At 63.5% G+C, this 14,869-nt stretch carries 12 protein-coding genes and 1 rRNA gene; 7 read left to right on the forward strand and 6 right to left on the reverse strand.

The features are described 5' to 3' along the window. Together Q0603_RS12705 and Q0603_RS12710 are read right to left on the reverse strand one after the other, a co-directional pair. Positions 1-329: ribosomal RNA gene (locus tag Q0603_RS12705) — 16S ribosomal RNA — on the reverse strand; the annotation flags it as partial. Between the two features lie 444 nt (positions 330-773). Beyond that, complete coding sequence (locus Q0603_RS12710) at positions 774-1,070, reverse strand: hypothetical protein (RefSeq protein ID WP_298726203.1); 297 nt, start codon at positions 1,068-1,070, stop codon at positions 774-776. A 168-nt stretch (positions 1,071-1,238) separates the two neighbouring features. Between Q0603_RS12710 and Q0603_RS12715 the strand changes: the two genes are divergently transcribed. Then, positions 1,239-2,615: a peptidoglycan DD-metalloendopeptidase family protein gene (locus Q0603_RS12715; protein WP_298726204.1), complete on the forward strand. Its 1,377-nt coding sequence runs from the start codon at positions 1,239-1,241 to the stop codon at positions 2,613-2,615. 6 nt (positions 2,616-2,621) lie between these two features. Here Q0603_RS12715 and gcvA read toward each other — a convergent pair whose 3' ends face one another. Continuing rightward, on the reverse strand, positions 2,622-3,542 hold the full coding sequence (gene gcvA / locus Q0603_RS12720) for a transcriptional regulator GcvA (protein WP_298726206.1): 921 nt from the start codon (positions 3,540-3,542) through the stop codon (positions 2,622-2,624). 128 nt (positions 3,543-3,670) lie between these two features. On the opposite strand from gcvA, the gene Q0603_RS12725 reads away from it, so the two are divergent. From Q0603_RS12725 to Q0603_RS12735, 3 genes are read left to right on the forward strand one after another with little or no spacing between them, the layout of a single operon-like run. Continuing rightward, complete coding sequence (locus Q0603_RS12725) at positions 3,671-4,144, forward strand: rhodanese-like domain-containing protein (protein WP_298726208.1); 474 nt, start codon at positions 3,671-3,673, stop codon at positions 4,142-4,144. Further along, a complete protein-coding gene (locus Q0603_RS12730; protein ID WP_298726210.1) occupies positions 4,144-4,749 on the forward strand; it encodes a glutathione S-transferase family protein in 606 nt (201 codons plus the stop codon). Before Q0603_RS12725 ends, Q0603_RS12730 begins: the two co-directional genes overlap by 1 nt. 59 nt (positions 4,750-4,808) lie before the next feature. Continuing rightward, positions 4,809-6,110 (forward strand): cystathionine gamma-synthase family protein, encoded by a 1,302-nt coding sequence (locus Q0603_RS12735; protein ID WP_298726213.1) that lies wholly within the window; start codon positions 4,809-4,811, stop codon positions 6,108-6,110. A gap of 301 nt (positions 6,111-6,411) precedes the next feature. Here the strand turns inward: Q0603_RS12735 and clpB are convergent, their stop codons facing one another. The 3 genes from clpB to Q0603_RS12750 all read right to left on the reverse strand — a co-directional run bounded on the left by clpB (position 6,412) and on the right by Q0603_RS12750 (position 10,901). Next, entirely contained in the window at positions 6,412-9,024 is a 2,613-nt protein-coding gene (clpB, locus tag Q0603_RS12740; RefSeq protein ID WP_298726215.1) for an ATP-dependent chaperone ClpB, read from the reverse strand. Between the two features lie 555 nt (positions 9,025-9,579). Beyond that, complete coding sequence (locus Q0603_RS12745) at positions 9,580-10,458, reverse strand: pirin family protein (RefSeq protein WP_298726217.1); 879 nt, start codon at positions 10,456-10,458, stop codon at positions 9,580-9,582. Positions 10,459-10,508: 50 nt separating this feature from the next. Beyond that, entirely contained in the window at positions 10,509-10,901 is a 393-nt protein-coding gene (locus tag Q0603_RS12750) for a nuclear transport factor 2 family protein (protein ID WP_298726219.1), read from the reverse strand. A 264-nt stretch (positions 10,902-11,165) separates the two neighbouring features. Between Q0603_RS12750 and Q0603_RS12755 the strand changes: the two genes are divergently transcribed. From Q0603_RS12755 to asnB, 3 genes are all read left to right on the forward strand, one after another. Further along, positions 11,166-11,558, forward strand: coding sequence for a hypothetical protein (locus Q0603_RS12755; protein ID WP_298726221.1), 393 nt, complete (start codon positions 11,166-11,168; stop codon positions 11,556-11,558). Between the two features lie 173 nt (positions 11,559-11,731). Further along, positions 11,732-12,916, forward strand: a complete 1,185-nt coding sequence (locus tag Q0603_RS12760; protein WP_298726224.1) for a glycosyltransferase — start codon at positions 11,732-11,734, stop codon at positions 12,914-12,916. A 3-nt stretch (positions 12,917-12,919) separates the two neighbouring features. Next, positions 12,920-14,866 (forward strand): asparagine synthase (glutamine-hydrolyzing), encoded by a 1,947-nt coding sequence (gene asnB / locus Q0603_RS12765; RefSeq protein ID WP_298726226.1) that lies wholly within the window; start codon positions 12,920-12,922, stop codon positions 14,864-14,866. Positions 14,867-14,869 lie beyond the last annotated feature (3 nt).

The raw sequence follows: 14,869 nt of genomic DNA on the forward strand, positions 1-14,869 counted from the left end.
TCCCCACTGCTGCCTCCCGTAGGAGTCTGGGCCGTGTCTCAGTCCCAGTGTGGCTGATCATCCTCTCAGACCAGCTAAGGATCGTCGCCTTGGTAGGCCATTACCCCACCAACTAGCTAATCCTACGCGGGCTACTCCTTCGGCGATAAATCTTTCATCCGTAGATCGTATCCGGTATTAGCACAAGTTTCCCTGTGTTATTCCGAACCGAAGGGCATATTCCCACGCGTTACTCACCCGTGCGCCACTCCCCTTGCGGGGCGTTCGACTTGCATGTGTTAGGCCTGCCGCCAGCGTTCGTTCTGAGCCAGGATCAAACTCTCAAGTTGACTTGAGAAATCCCGCTTACTCTAGACTTGGTTCTTCACAATCAGCCTTGCGGCTGGGGGTGTGAAAGAACCCGCATAGCGTCACCGATATCTTGCGATACCGATGCCTTACTATTCGATGCTTGAGCAAGCGAGTGTTGATCCCTGATCTCTAAGATCAGTGGATCGGCACCGCCGCCCACGCATCTCTTCCATCCGATTCACGATGTCCAACAACAAACCACACCAGCGTGTGGCAGCCGGGTCTCCCCGGTATCCCCGTCATCCACAGGGTTCGCACCCTTTAGAGACAGAAAAGACGCTGCCGTTCCTGTGTCCCGTACGCTACTCTTGGGACCACCGCCCGACCGCGTCGTGGGGCGGTTTATATTCAGATCACCCCTCCCCGTCAACGGCTTTTTTGAAAAATTTTTGGGGCCCTGCCTAATGGGGATAAGTATCGGTTTATCCACAAGATTTGGTAATCTCATTGCGCCATTTCAAGCTTGCGCGCAGCATTCGATACACATGCCGCGGCAAAAGCTTCGCCAGCAGCCGACATTTCCCGATGCGCCCGGGCAGGCTGGCAAAAAAATCTTCGCCGCCATCCGACTCAAGGGGCATCTTCAGGGCTATTCGACGCTCAAGAAAGACAGACTCCAGGCTTCCGATGACCGCCAGACGGCCCAACCCGCGCCAGACATATGGTCGCAGGCGCAACGGCCGATGAGCCGCCCTGACGGCATCGATGGCGCCGCTCAAGGCCCGGTTTTCCGGAAATTTCCTTGGCAAAATAGCGGGTTAGGTGGCGTTGGGGTTACGCTTTTTCTACCCGGTTGCGCTGCGATAATTTCTTGACCCCCGCGATTCTGCTGGGCGATAGTCTTCCCGCCCTTTGGGGGGCACCTTCGTTGGACGGGGGATTTTTGTTTGTCGAAGCGTAGCGATTCCAACCGCTTGGCCGCCAGCTCGGCCCTGCGGCCCGCAAAGATTCTACCGCTTGCCTTTGCGGCAGCCGGTTTGCTGGGCGGCGTGCTGATGCTGCAGATGAAGCAGCAGACGACCGAACCGGCGCAGAAGGCTGAAAAGGCGGTGGCGGAAGCTTTCCGCGTCGCGCCTACGCTCGAAGCCTTTGTCACGCAGCCCGATCTGTGGTGGCCGCAGGCCTTTGACGCCAGCGACCTCCTCCCCGCCAGAGTGCTCAAGAAGGTCGCAGTGGCGCCTGGCGACACGCTCATGCAATTGCTGACCGAAGCCGGCGCCGAGCCAAGCGAAAGCCAGGCGGCGATTTCCGCTTTGGGCGAGAAGTTCAATCCGCGCCGCTTGAAAGTCGGCCAGGAAATCACGCTGACATTCGAACGCAACGACGCCGACAGCTATCGCCTGTTCGAGCTGGCGCTGTCGCCCAGCATCGAGCGCGAAGTCTCCGTGGTGCGCAGCGACGACGGCTTCACCGCCAATGAAATCATCCGCGAATTCAACGTCGATCATGCGCGCGTTTCCGGCGAGATCGACGACAGCCTTTATAACGCGGGCCTCAATGCCGGCTTAAGCAACGGCCTGCTCGGCGAGTTCATCCGCATCTTCTCCTATGATGTCGACTTCCAGCGCGAGATCCAGCGCGGCGACCGCTTCGAGGTTTTCTTCGAGCGCCACTATGACGACAACGGCAACACGGTGAAGACCGGCCGCATTGCCGCTGCCTCGATAACGCTGTCGGGCCGCGAGCTGCGCTACTACTACTATCAGCCCTCTGACGGCGGCGATGCCGATTACTTCACGCCTGCCGGCCAGAGCGTGCGCAAGGCGCTGCTGCGCACGCCGATCGACGGCGCCAGGCTGACCTCAAAATTCGGCCTGCGCCGGCATCCGATCCTTGGCTACTCGCTGATGCATAAGGGCTCCGATTTCGGCGCGCCGACCGGCACGCCGATCCAGGCTGCCGGCGATGGCGTGGTCGAAGTCGCCGGCTGGAATGGCGGCTATGGCCAGTATGTGCGCATCAAGCACGCCAACGGCTATGCCACCGCCTATGCGCATATGAGCCGCATCGCCGTGAAGCCGGGCCAGCGCGTGCGCCAGGGCCAGGTGATCGGCAATGTCGGCACCACCGGGCGTTCCACTGGCCCGCATCTGCATTACGAAGTGATCGTCAACGGCAAGCAGGTCAATCCGGCAGGCATACGCTTCCCGTCGGGGCGCAAGCTGGAGGGCAAGGAACTCGCCCGCTTCCGCGAGCATATCGAGAAGATCGATGCCGAGATCCGCGGCACGCCGCAGCTCGCCATGCTCGGCAACGCCGAGTGATCACCGCTACTCGGCGTAGTCGTTGCCCGCGCTGGCCTGCTCCAGCAGCCAATCGACGAATGTCCTGACCAGAGGCCGGCGGAACTGCGCCGCCGGTGCCACGATGTGATAGGCCCAGTCGGCCTTCCACGACTGCTCGAACAGCCGCACCAGGCGGCCTTTTGCCAGATGCTCGCCCAGATGCGGCGCGCGGCCCAAGGCAACGCCCTGTCCGGCGACGGCGGCCGCAACCAGCACATTCGAGTCCGTGAAAAACAGGCCGCGCGATGCGGCCTTGGGATCGAGGCCCTCGCGCTCGAACCAGCTCTGCCAATGCATCCAGGGCTGGTTGGGCAAGGCATCGACATCGTGCAGCAGGATGTGATGCGCGAGATCCTCAAACCGGTTGAGCGGCTTGGTGCCATGAAGAAGCGCGGGGCTCGCCACCGGGAACAGCACTTCATCCAGCAGATGCACCGCTTCCAGGCCCTTCGTTGCGCCACGGCCGAAGCGGATCGCGATATCGACATCCTCGCGGGCGAAATCGACCAGATGGCGCGAGGTATCGAGCCGCAGGTCGATGCCGGGATAGCGGCGGCGGAAATCACTCAGGCGCGGCACCAGCCAGCCAGCCGCAAAAGAGGCCAGGGTCGTCACCGTCACCACGCCGCTGGCGCGGCCTTCCCTGACCTGCGCGGTCGCTGCCGCCAGACGATCCAGCCCGTCGCTTAAGCCCGGCAGATAGGCGCGGCCGGCCTCGGTGAGCTCCAGCCCGCGCGGCAGGCGGCGGAACAGCGGCAGCTTGAGCTGTGCCTCCAGCATCTTGACCTGCTGGCTCACAGCTGCCGGCGTGACGCCGAGCTCCGCGGCGGCAAGCGCAAAGCTGCCATGGCGGGCGGCGGCCTCGAAGGCGCGGAGCGAATTGAGCGGCGGCAGGCGGCGGCGCATGGGGGCAGTATGAAGGCTTAGATTTCCTAAGCCAATACCACAGAAACTCTGGTTTGATGCCAGGTTTCGATTAGGCAAAGCTGGCGCGCAACAAAAACCGCTCACAAAACCACCAGAAAGGATCAGCCATGCCCAGCCTTGTCGCCGCCGTCCCCGCCGCCGCCAGTGCCGAGGCGGTCCGCCATTTCGCCGCCAAGTTCACCTTCGAAACCGACTGCTGGGACGTGCATCACGCCCTGCAGAACGGGCTGCAGGATTTCGTGCTGCTCGACGTGCGCGGGCGGAATGCCTATGCCGAGGCCCATGTGCCGGGTGCGATCAGCCTGCCGCATGCCGACATCACCGCGGAGCGGATCGCGGCGCGCTGGCCTGCAGACACGCTGTTCGTCGTCTACTGCGCGGGGCCGCACTGCAATGGGGCCGACCGCGCCGCGCTGAAGCTGGCGTCGCTGGGCTATGCCGTGAAGATCATGATCGGCGGCATGACCGGCTGGGCCGATGAGGGTTTTGCCTTCGCGAAAGGCCGAGAGCCGGGCTCCGTGGACACGGTCTCTGTGGAGACAGCCTCTATAGGGACAGCCTCTATAGGGACAGCCGCCTGATGCTCACGCTTTACGACTATCTCGATTCCGGCAACGGCTATAAATGCCGCCTGCTGCTCGCCCAACTGGGCATTGCCTATGAGCGCGTGGAGATTGACATCGACAAGGGCGAGACGCGCAGGGCGGAGTTCCTCGCCAAGAATCCCAATGGCCGCATCCCGACCCTGAAGCTGGAGGATGGCACTTATCTCGCGGAATCGAACGCCATCCTCTGCTACCTCGCCGACGGCACCAAATATTGGCCGTCTGAGCGCAAGGAGAAAGCTCAGGTGCTGCAATGGCTGTTCTTCGAGCAATACAGCCACGAGCCCTATGTGGCGACGCCGCGCTACATCCTGCGCCATCTGGGGCGCAACCATCCGCGCATGGCCGAGCTGCCCGAGCGGCTGGAGCGCGGCCGCGCCGCGCTCGGCGTCATGGAGCGGCATCTGGCCGAAAACGACTTCTTCGCCGGCGGCCGCTACACGATCGCCGATATCGCCCTCTATGCCTACACGCACCGCGCCGATGAAGCCGACCTTGATCTGGCGCCTTTCCCGCGGATCAGGGCCTGGCTCGACCGCGTGGCGGCGCAGCCGGGCTATGTCCGCATGCTGCCGGACTGATTTGCTGCCCTCCTTGCGCCTCGCCCTATATTCCTCCTGATCCTGCATCAGGAGGAAACATGACCAAGCAGAACCCGAAGACACGCCAGACCCGAACCAGGGCCGGCCATCGCGACCTGCATCCGGAAACCCTGATGATGTCCTATGGCTATGACCCCTTCCTTTCGGAAGGCGCGGTCAAGCCGCCGGTCTTCCTTACCTCCACCTTCGCCTTCCATTCGGCCGAGGACGGCGCCGCCTTCTTCGACACGCTGTCCGGCCGCACCAAGCTGCCCCCCGGCGAGAAGGCAGGGCTGATCTACTCGCGCTTCAACCACCCGAATCTCGAGATTGTCGAGGACCGCCTCGCCCTGCTGGAAGGCGCCGAAGCCGCCGCCGTCTTCTCCAGCGGCATGGCAGCGATCAGCGCCTGCTTCCTCGCCTTCCTGCGCCCGGGCGATGCGGTGGTGCATTCCTCTCCGCTCTATGGCGGCACCGAAACCATGGTGCGCAAGATCCTGCCCGAATTCGGCATCGCCTCGAGCGAGTTCCATGACGGCCTCGATGCCGATGCGGTCCGCCGCGCCGCCGACCATGCCGCCGGGCGGGTGGGCATGATCTTCATCGAGACGCCGGCCAATCCGACCAACGCGATGGTCGATTTCGCCGCCGTGGTCGAAGTGGCCAACGAAATCGGCCAGCGGACCGGGCAGCGGCCATTGATCGTCTGCGACAATACGATGCTGGGGCCGGTCTTCCAGAAGCCCCTGCAGCAGGGCATCGACCTGGCCGCCTATTCGCTCACCAAATATGTCGGCGGCCATAGCGACCTGGTGGCCGGCAGCGTCGCCGGTCCGCGCGAACTGCTGACCAAAATCCGCACCATCCGCTCAGCCTTCGGCTCGCAGCTCGATCCGCATTCGAGCTGGATGATCGCCCGCTCGCTCGAAACGCTTGTGCTGCGCATGACCCGCGCCGCCGAGTCAGGCCGCAAGGTGGCCCAATGGCTGGCGGAGAATCCGCATGCGCCGGTCACCGTGCACCACCCGGAACTCAACAACGATCCGCGCTATGCCGCCGTCTACAAAAGGCAATGCACCGGGCCGGGCTCGACATTCTCGTTCACGCTCAACAATGCCAGCCGCCAGCAGGCCTTCAAGCTGATCAACGCGCTGCAGCTCTTCAAATCGGCGGTGTCGATGGGCGGCACGGAATCGCTGATCTGCCATCCGGCCTCGACCACGCATTCCAGCGTCGGCAAGGACGTGCTGGATACCTTGGGCGTCACCGAAGGCCTGATCCGCGTCTCGATCGGACTGGAGCATCCAGACGATTTGATCGACGACCTGGATCACGCGCTGAAGGAGGCGTTTGGGAAGTAACGGCACGCCTTTTCAATTTGGTCGGGCCACGGCTTGGTCGTGGCATCCACGCGCTCCTTTTTCAGCAGACGTGAAAAAGAAACGCATGGATGGCCCATGTAAAGCCGGTCATGACAAATCATGCGAACGAGAACAACCCCTCACTCGTCATGCCCGGGATTGACCCGAGCATCTTGCGCCAACCGGCACAAGATCCTCGGGTCAAGCCCGGGGAGGACGAAGATGGTACCGGCGACCAAAACGGCGGCCTGATATCGGCGCGGCGTGAGGGGGCGCCGCCGGTGCCGCCGTCTTACGCCCGCTACTCCGCGGCCAGGTCCACCTCGCGGCCCTGGATGATCAGGCCTTTGGGGCCGGCGGAGACGTTGACCGTGGTGCCGTCGGCGATCTGGCCTTCCAGGATCATGCTGGCGAGCGGGTTCTGCAGCGCGCGCTGGATTACCCGCTTCAGGGGCCGCGCGCCGTAGACCGGATCGTAGCCGGCATCGCCAAGCCAGTGCTTGGCAGCATCGTCCAGCTTGAGTTCGATCTTGCGGTCGGCCAAGAGCTTGCGCAGGCGGCCGAGCTGGATATCGACGATGCCGGTCATGTTCTCGCGGCTTAAGCGCCGGAATAGGATGATCTCGTCCAGGCGGTTGAGGAATTCCGGCCGGAAATTGGCGCGGACCACTTCCATCACCTGATGACGCACGGCTTCGTCCAGCTCATCGCCCTTGTAAGAGGCGAGATATTCGCTGCCCAGATTCGAGGTCAGGATGATCACCGTGTTGCGGAAATCCACCGTGCGGCCCTGTCCATCCGTAAGGCGCCCGTCATCGAGCACCTGCAGCAGCACGTTGAAGACATCCGGATGCGCCTTTTCGACCTCGTCGAACAGGATCACCTGATAGGGCCGGCGCCGCACCGCTTCGGTGAGCGCGCCACCCTCCTCATAGCCGACATAGCCCGGCGGCGCGCCGATCAGGCGGCTGACGGCATGCTTCTCCATGTATTCCGACATATCGATGCGCACCATCGCGGTATCGTCATCGAAGAGGAATTCTGCCAGCGCCTTGGTCAGCTCGGTCTTGCCGACGCCGGTCGGGCCGAGGAAGAGGAAGCTGCCGATCGGCCGGTTCGGATCCTGCAGGCCGGCACGCGCACGGCGCACCGCATTGGAAACCGCCACCAGGGCCTCGTCCTGGCCGACCACGCGGGTCGCCAGCTTCTGCTCCATGGTAAGCAGCTTCTCGCGCTCACCTGCGAGCATCTTGTCGACCGGGATGCCGGTCCAGCGCGACACCACGCCGGCGATGTCGTTATCGGTGACCGCCTCGCGCAGCATGGCCGGCTTCTGGCCATCGCCGGTGCCGCTCTTCTCGGCTTCCTTCAGCTTGCGCTCCAGATCGGGGATCACGCCATAGGACAGCTCGGACGCGCGGTTCCAGTCGGCCTTGCGCTGCGCCTGCTCCAGATCGAGGCGCGCCTGATCAAGTTGCTCCTTCAGCTTCTGCGCATCGCCAAGCTTGGCCTTCTCCGCCTGCCAGGCAGCGGTGAGCGCATTCGACTGCTCTTCCAGATCGGCGAGTTCCTTTTCCAGCTTGGCCAGCCGGTCCTTGGAGGCGTTGTCGGTTTCCTTCTTGAGCGCCTCGCGCTCGATCTTCAGCTGGATGATGCGGCGGTCGAGCTCATCCACCGCTTCCGGCTTGCTGTCGACTTCCATGCGCAGGCGCGAGGCCGCCTCGTCGACCAGGTCGATCGCCTTGTCGGGCAGGAAGCGGTCGGTGATGTAGCGGTTGGACAGCGTGGCGGCCGCAACGATGGCGCTGTCGGTGATGCGCACGCCATGGTGCATCTCGTACTTCTCTTTCAGGCCGCGCAGGATGGAGATGGTGTCCTCCACGCTCGGCTCGCCGACGAAGACCGCCTGGAAACGCCGCGCCAGCGCCGCATCCTTCTCGATGTATTTGCGATACTCGTCCAGCGTGGTGGCGCCGACGCAATGCAGCTCGCCGCGCGCAAGCGCCGGCTTGAGCAGGTTGGAGGCATCCATCGCGCCATCGGCCTTGCCGGCACCGACCAGCGTATGCAGCTCGTCGATGAACAGCACGATCTGGCCTTCGGCGGCGGTGACTTCGGCCAGCACCGCCTTCAGGCGCTCTTCGAATTCGCCGCGGAATTTCGCGCCGGCGATCATGGCACCGAGATCGAGCGCCATCAGGCGCTTGTCTTTCAGGCTTTCCGGCACGTCGCCCTTGGCGATGCGCAGCGCCAGGCCTTCGACGATGGCGGTCTTGCCCACGCCCGGTTCGCCGATCAGCACGGGATTGTTCTTGGTGCGCCGCGACAGCACCTGGATGGTGCGGCGGATTTCCTCGTCGCGGCCGATCACCGGATCGAGCTTGCCGCTTTCGGCCGCCTCGGTGAGGTCGCGGGCGTATTTCTTCAGCGCATCGTAGCCCTGCTCGGCAGAGGCCGTATCGGCCTTGCGGCCCTTGCGCATATCCTGGATCGCCTTTTCAAGCGATTGCGGCGTGACATTGGCGGCCTTCAGCGCATCGGCAGCCGGCGTGCCAGCCGACAGCGCGATCGCCTGCAACAGGCGCTCGGCGGCAACGAAACTGTCGCCCGCCTTCTCGCGCAGCTTCTCGGCGGTCTCAAAAAGGCGCGCCATTTCGGGCGCGAGATAAAGCTGCCCCGCGCCGGCGCCTTCCACCTTCGGAATCCGGGCCAGCGCTTCTTCGTTCCTGGCCTTGGCAGTCTCGGGCTGGCCGCCCGCAGCCCGCACAAGACCGGCGGCCATGCCTTCCGGATCGTCCAGCAGAACCTTCAGAAGATGTTCGGGCGAGAAGCGCTGATGGCCGCGGGCGAGCGCCATGGTCTGGGCTGCTTGCAGGAAACCGCGGGCGCGTTCGGTGTATTTTTCGAAATCCATGTCGAACTCCTTATTCGGCAGCCCTTTATGGAACGACCCCCGGCAGGCGGCAGATCGACGACGGGCCCCATGGCCGAAATGTGGGAAGCCCGCGGAGTTCTACAAGGGCAGGCACAGGGTTTTTCGGCACATTTGCATGCGCGTCATGCCATGACCTCGCCCTCCCGCCGCTGCGCGCCGGCCCCTCCCTCTGCCGCTGACGCAAGCGAGGGAAAGCTGACGTTGCAGCGGCTCCTTAACAGCGGGAGCGGGATCACGGATAGCCCGTCGTCACGCCCAGGCCTTTCGGTATCGGGGCCGGGCAGGCCGATGTCAGGGCAGATCGATGTCAGGGCAGATCGATGCCAGGGCAGATCGATGCCAGGGCAGATCGATGTTGGTGCGATCGAGATGTTGGTGCGATAGGGGCTGGCGCGGCCGGGGATGATGGGCTCGCGGGGCCATCGGCGGGCCATCGTGAAGTGGGCCTGCATATCTTGCTGCCGAAGCCATGCCTTCCCGGCCAAGAGAATGGGAACGCGACAGGCATTATAGGAATATAAACGCGATTTGCAGCTAGATCCGCAGATCACCCATCTTGCCGGTCTGGTAGTCCTGAATGGCCTGCAGGATTTCCTCGCGCGTATTCATCACGAAGGGGCCATGGGCGACGACGGGCTCGTTGAGCGGTTCGGCATGGCCGAACAGGATGACCGCGTCGGTGCCGGCCGCGATCTCCACGCTGTCGCCGTCATTGTTCAGTTCGACCAGGTGATGCGGCCTGGCCGGCTGGCCGCCGACCTCAGGCGCACCGCTGACGACATAGAGAAAGACGTTGCGGCCCGCGGCCACCGGCAGGGACAGGCGGCCGCCGGGCGCAAAGCGCAAGGTCGCCATGAAGAAATCGAGCAGCGGCTGGATCGGGCCCTTCTGCTCCTGCCAGCTGCCTGCAATCAGGTTGAGCGTGACCTTGCCGTCATCGGCTGCGATGGCGGGAATATCCTCGCCCTGCAGGCCGACATAACGCGGCGCAGTCATTTTCAGCCGGGCGGGAAGATTGACCCAGAGCTGGAGGATTTCCAGCGGGCCGCCGGAGCGCTTGAAGGCGGCGGACGAGAGTTCCGCATGGACGAGGCCGCGGCCCGCCGTCATCCATTGCACGCCGCCAGCCCGGATCACGCTTTCATGGCCGCCGGTATCGAGATGGGCGAGTTCGCCGTCCAGGATGAAAGTCACCGTCTCGAAGCCGCGATGGGGATGCGGGCCGAAAGGCAGGCCGCGATTGTTGGGCGGATAGACCTGCGGGCCGTGATGATTGAGGAAAAGAAAAGGATCGAGCTGATCGAGCGCCGGGCCGGGCAGCGGGCGGCGGGTGACAAGATCGCCGATATCGTCGCGATAGGCGGGATGCAGGCGTTTGATCGTGCGGGAGGGCATGGGCGTGGGCATCGGCATGGACATTGGCATGGACATTGGCATGGACATTGGCATGGACATGGACGGCGTCACCGCTTCAGGGCGGCGGCAAAGGCGGCGGTATCGGTATAGACCCGGTATTCGGCGATCCGGCCCCCTTCGATGCGGAAGGCGTTGGTCATGCTGGCAGCGATGTCGCGCTCGGTCGCCCGCGCCCGCCAGGCGCCGCGTCCGAGCACCACGATCCAGTCGCCCTCGGCAATCACCGCCTCCTGGACCACCTCGACGATCTCCAGATGCTCGCGCACCAGGGTGAGGAAGCGCTGGTACGCGGCAAAGCCACGATGCACGCCGCCCCAGGGCAGCAGGCCTGGCGGGCCGTAATAGCGCACGCAGATATCGGGCGTCAGCAGACGCTCCAGCGCGGTAAAGTCGCCGGCTTTCAGCGCGGCATAGTAGGACTCCAGTATCGCTTTGCCCAAGCCGGCCTCCTATCGTCGAGCCCTCAAGCCTTACGCTTAAGGAATCCATCGGTAAATAACCGCCGTCACAGGGCAGAGCGACTGGCGACGTGCGGACGGGCGACGTGCGGACGGGTGAAGTGCGGACCGGCGACGTGCGGACAGGCGACGTGCGGACAGGCGACGTGCAGACTGGGCGGAAGGTTGGGGCTGCCCGTCTGGGGGTGTTTTTCGCGGCCATTATCCGCTAGGGTCACCGCAGCCGGATTGTGCAAGGAATTCAAGTTGAAACGACTTTTTGCCATAGGCGTGTTGGCAATCCTCGGCGGCTGCAGCAGCTCGCCGCTCGACCCCTACTATGTAGGGCGCTGGACATCCGAGGACAGTAGAGACGACTACGCGATTTTACCGAATCTGCCCATGAGCGAGCCGTCGACCGGCCGCCCATACCTGCATGTCTGCTATAACAAGCTCTTTCATGATGAGATGAAGATTCAGAAACTCGTAGCCCAGAACTGCACCAACGGAGAGCTGGTCGACAACCGAAGCGATCTCTATACCTGCTCGCTGTCCGCCCCCATCCGTGCGACCTGGCGATGCGATAGTCTCAGCCGCGCTGCGAGTGAAGCCCGGCCTCTGTTGCGCGTTCCTCGGCTCTCTCGCGACATCTCCAAGTAGCACTATCCTCTTGTTGCATCCGCGTCCAAAGAGCCGCAACAGGAGAAACGCACTGGTTCGATGCATGCTCACCTGTCGTGTCGCTCAGTTCTGGAAGATACCGGCCTGCACTTGAGCACTGCATCACATCATGGCGCATTCAATCCGCTTGCGCCTAACAACTGCATGAGTTCATGACGATCAAGATTCTCCACGTGATCACAGGACTGGGCACAGGCGGGGCTGAGCGGATGCTGCAGAAGCTGGTCTGCGACCTGCGAGCGCGTGGCCATGAGAATCATATTGTGAGCCTCACCAGCATCGGGCCGATCGGACGGCAACTGATGAAGGTCGGCTTTAAAGTTGATGCGCTCGGCATGACCAGCGTCCTCCACCTGCCGGCAGCCATCACGCGGCTTGGCCGAATTCTGCGGCAAACGAAGCCGGATATTCTGCAGACATGGCTTTATCATGCCGATTTGACCGGCTGCCTGGCGCATTGGTGGAGCCGCTCGCCGGCAACCTTGATCTGGAATCTGCGTTGCTCTGACATGGAGCTTGGCAATTATGCCCTTTCAACGCGCCTTGCACGGCGCATGGCGATCTGGCTTTCACACCGCCCCTGGGCGATGATCACCAATTCAGTGGCGGGACAGCGCCACCACGCTGCCCTGGGCTACCGGCCGCCGCGCTGGGAATACATCCCGAACGGCTTCGATCTTTCCATCTACCGCCCCATGCCCGGCAGCCGGACCATACAGGATGAGATCGGCCTCCCATCCGACGCCTTCCTGGTCGGAATGGTGGCGCGCCATGACCCGATGAAGGATCACGAAGCATTCCTGCTGATGGCCAAGCTGGTGCTGACAAAGCGCCCGCAGACCCATTTCGTCCTTATCGGCAAGGGCTGCACCATCGAGACGCCGATCTTTGCCAAGGCCGCAGAGCAGCTCAAAGGCCATCTGCACCTGCTTGGCGAGCGCAGCGATATCGATCGCCTGCTGCCCAGCCTGGACCTTTTCGTGCTCAGTTCCGCCTATGGCGAGGGTTTTCCCAATGTCCTTGGTGAGGCACTGGCCTGCGGCCTGCCCTGCATTGCCACCGATGTCGGCGATACGGCAGCGATCCTTGGCGATTGCGGCATCTGCGTGCCACCGCGCGATCCAGCCCGCCTGGCGGACGCTGTCCTCACCCTCATTGATGCTCCGCCGTCCACGCTGCAAGAGCTCCGGCAGAAAGCCCGCCGCCGCGCCGAGGACCATTTTGCCCTGGAAGCCGTAGGTGATCGATATTGCCGGCTGTACCAGGAGGCGATTGGCGACACTTTCCAGCAGCCCCCGCCCTTCGGCGCAAATCCTTCTCCCGGTGGAGGCCTGTAGTTTATGTGCGGCATTGCCGGCATTCTGACCTGGCGGGGCCTGCCTGCCGATCTGCTGAGCCAACGGGTGAAGGCGATGACTGACGCCATCGCCTATCGCGGGCCGGATGCCGATACGCGCTGGGTCGATGCGCCGGCGGGACTGGCGCTGGGCCATCGCCGGCTGGCCATCGTCGATCTGACCGAGACCGGCGCCCAGCCGATGCACAGCGCCAACGAGCGCTTCGTCATCTGCTATAACGGCGAAATCTTCAATGCCGCCGAGGTGGCGCGCGATCTGCCCGAAATCAATTTCCGCGGCCATTCGGATACCGAAGTGCTGCTGCAAGCCTGCGCGGCCTGGGGCGTGGAAACAGCGATCAAACGCTTCATCGGCATGTTCGCCTTCGCGCTTTGGGACCGGCAGGAACGCTGCCTGTGGCTGGTGCGCGACCGGCTGGGCATCAAGCCGCTCTACTGGACGATCCAGGATACCGCAGAGGGCAGGACATTATTGTTCGGTTCGGAGCTGAAGGCGCTGACTGCTTATCCAGGCTGGCAGCCAAGGCTCGACCGCTCGGCGCTAGCTGAGTACCTGCGGCTGTCCTACGTGCCGGCACCGCATTCGATTTATGCCGGCGTGCGCAAGCTGTTGCCTGGTCATATCCTGCGCATCGGTCACGATGGCCGTGAAACACTGAGCTGCTTTTGGGATCTGCGCCAGATTGCCGCGCAAGGCCAGCGCAACCGCGATCAGCGCAGCGAGGCCGAGCAGAACGATGCATTGCATGATCTGCTCACCGATGCGGTCAAGCGCCGCATGATGGCAGATGTGCCACTTGGCGCATTTCTGTCCGGCGGCCTCGATTCATCGACCGTCGTGGCGCTGATGCAGGCGCAGTCGTCGCGGCCGATCAAAACCTTCTCCATCGGTTTTGACGAGGATGAATTCAGCGAAGCCCATCATGCAGCCGCTGTGGCCCGGCATCTGGGCACCGACCACACCAGCATGCTCGTCACGCCAAAGCAGGCGCATGCAGTAATCCCGCAACTGCCCGACATTTACGACGAGCCCTTTGCGGATTCGTCGCAGATTCCGACCTTCCTGGTATCGCAACTGGCTCGCCGCGAGGTCACCGTGGCGCTGTCGGGCGATGGCGGCGATGAGGTCTTTGCCGGTTACGTGCGCTATTGGGGCATCAGTCGGCTATGGCCATGGCTGGCCCCCTGGCCCCGGGGCCTGCGGGCGGCAGCCGGTCGGATGTTGCGCATGCTGTCGCCGGCAGAGTGGGAGAAGCTGCTTTCACCGCTGCCGCAGAACTCCAGGCCGCGCCAGCTTGGCGACAAGATCCATAAGGCGGCGACGATTCTTGCCGAGGCCGATGCGGATCGCATGTATGAGCGGCTGATCTCGCTCTGGCCCGATGCCGCGGCGATGGTGCGCGGCGCTGCGCCGGATGCACCATACGATGCGACGTTATCTTCCGATCTGCCCGAAGTCGTAGCGCGGCTGCGCTATCGCGACATGACAGGCTACCTGCCCGACGACATCCTGACGAAGGTCGACCGCGCGAGCATGGCCGTCTCACTGGAAGCGCGCGTGCCGCTGCTGGATCACCGCGTGGTGGAATTCGCCTGGACCTTGCCGCCGGACCGGCTGCTGAAAGGCGGCCAGGGCAAACGCATTTTGCGCAACGTGCTGTATCGTTACGTGCCGCGCGAGATGGTGGAGCGGCCCAAAACCGGCTTTGGCATTCCGCTCGGCGACTGGCTGCGCGGGCCGTTGCGCGACTGGGCGGAGGATCTGCTCTCAGAGCAGCGTCTGCGCGCGGATGGACTGATCGATCCAGCCCCCGTGCGGCAGCGCTGGCAGGATCATCTGAGCGGCCGCCGCAACGGCCAGCATGCCTTATGGACCGTTCTGATGCTCCAGGCCTGGCGGGCGCGCTGGCCCGGTGTCGCTTTGGATTGAACG

Source organism: uncultured Ferrovibrio sp., from assembly GCF_937960835.1.
In the GTDB taxonomy this organism is placed as follows: Bacteria; Pseudomonadota; Alphaproteobacteria; order Ferrovibrionales; family Ferrovibrionaceae; genus Ferrovibrio.

Bases quoted from the DNA above. Each gene is read 5' to 3' on its own strand.
- gcvA (WP_298726206.1), bottom strand. From the start codon at position 3,542: ATGCGCCGCCGCCTGCCGCCGCTCAATTCGCTCCGCGCCTTCGAGGCC.
- Q0603_RS12725 (WP_298726208.1), top strand. From the start codon at position 3,671: ATGCCCAGCCTTGTCGCCGCCGTCCCCGCCGCCGCCAGTGCCGAGGCG.
- Q0603_RS12730 (WP_298726210.1), top strand. From the start codon at position 4,144: ATGCTCACGCTTTACGACTATCTCGATTCCGGCAACGGCTATAAATGC.
- Q0603_RS12735 (WP_298726213.1), top strand. From the start codon at position 4,809: ATGACCAAGCAGAACCCGAAGACACGCCAGACCCGAACCAGGGCCGGC.
- clpB (WP_298726215.1), bottom strand. From the start codon at position 9,024: ATGGATTTCGAAAAATACACCGAACGCGCCCGCGGTTTCCTGCAAGCA.
- Q0603_RS12745 (WP_298726217.1), bottom strand. From the start codon at position 10,458: ATGCCGATGCCCACGCCCATGCCCTCCCGCACGATCAAACGCCTGCAT.
- Q0603_RS12760 (WP_298726224.1), top strand. From the start codon at position 11,732: ATGACGATCAAGATTCTCCACGTGATCACAGGACTGGGCACAGGCGGG.
- asnB (WP_298726226.1), top strand. From the start codon at position 12,920: ATGTGCGGCATTGCCGGCATTCTGACCTGGCGGGGCCTGCCTGCCGAT.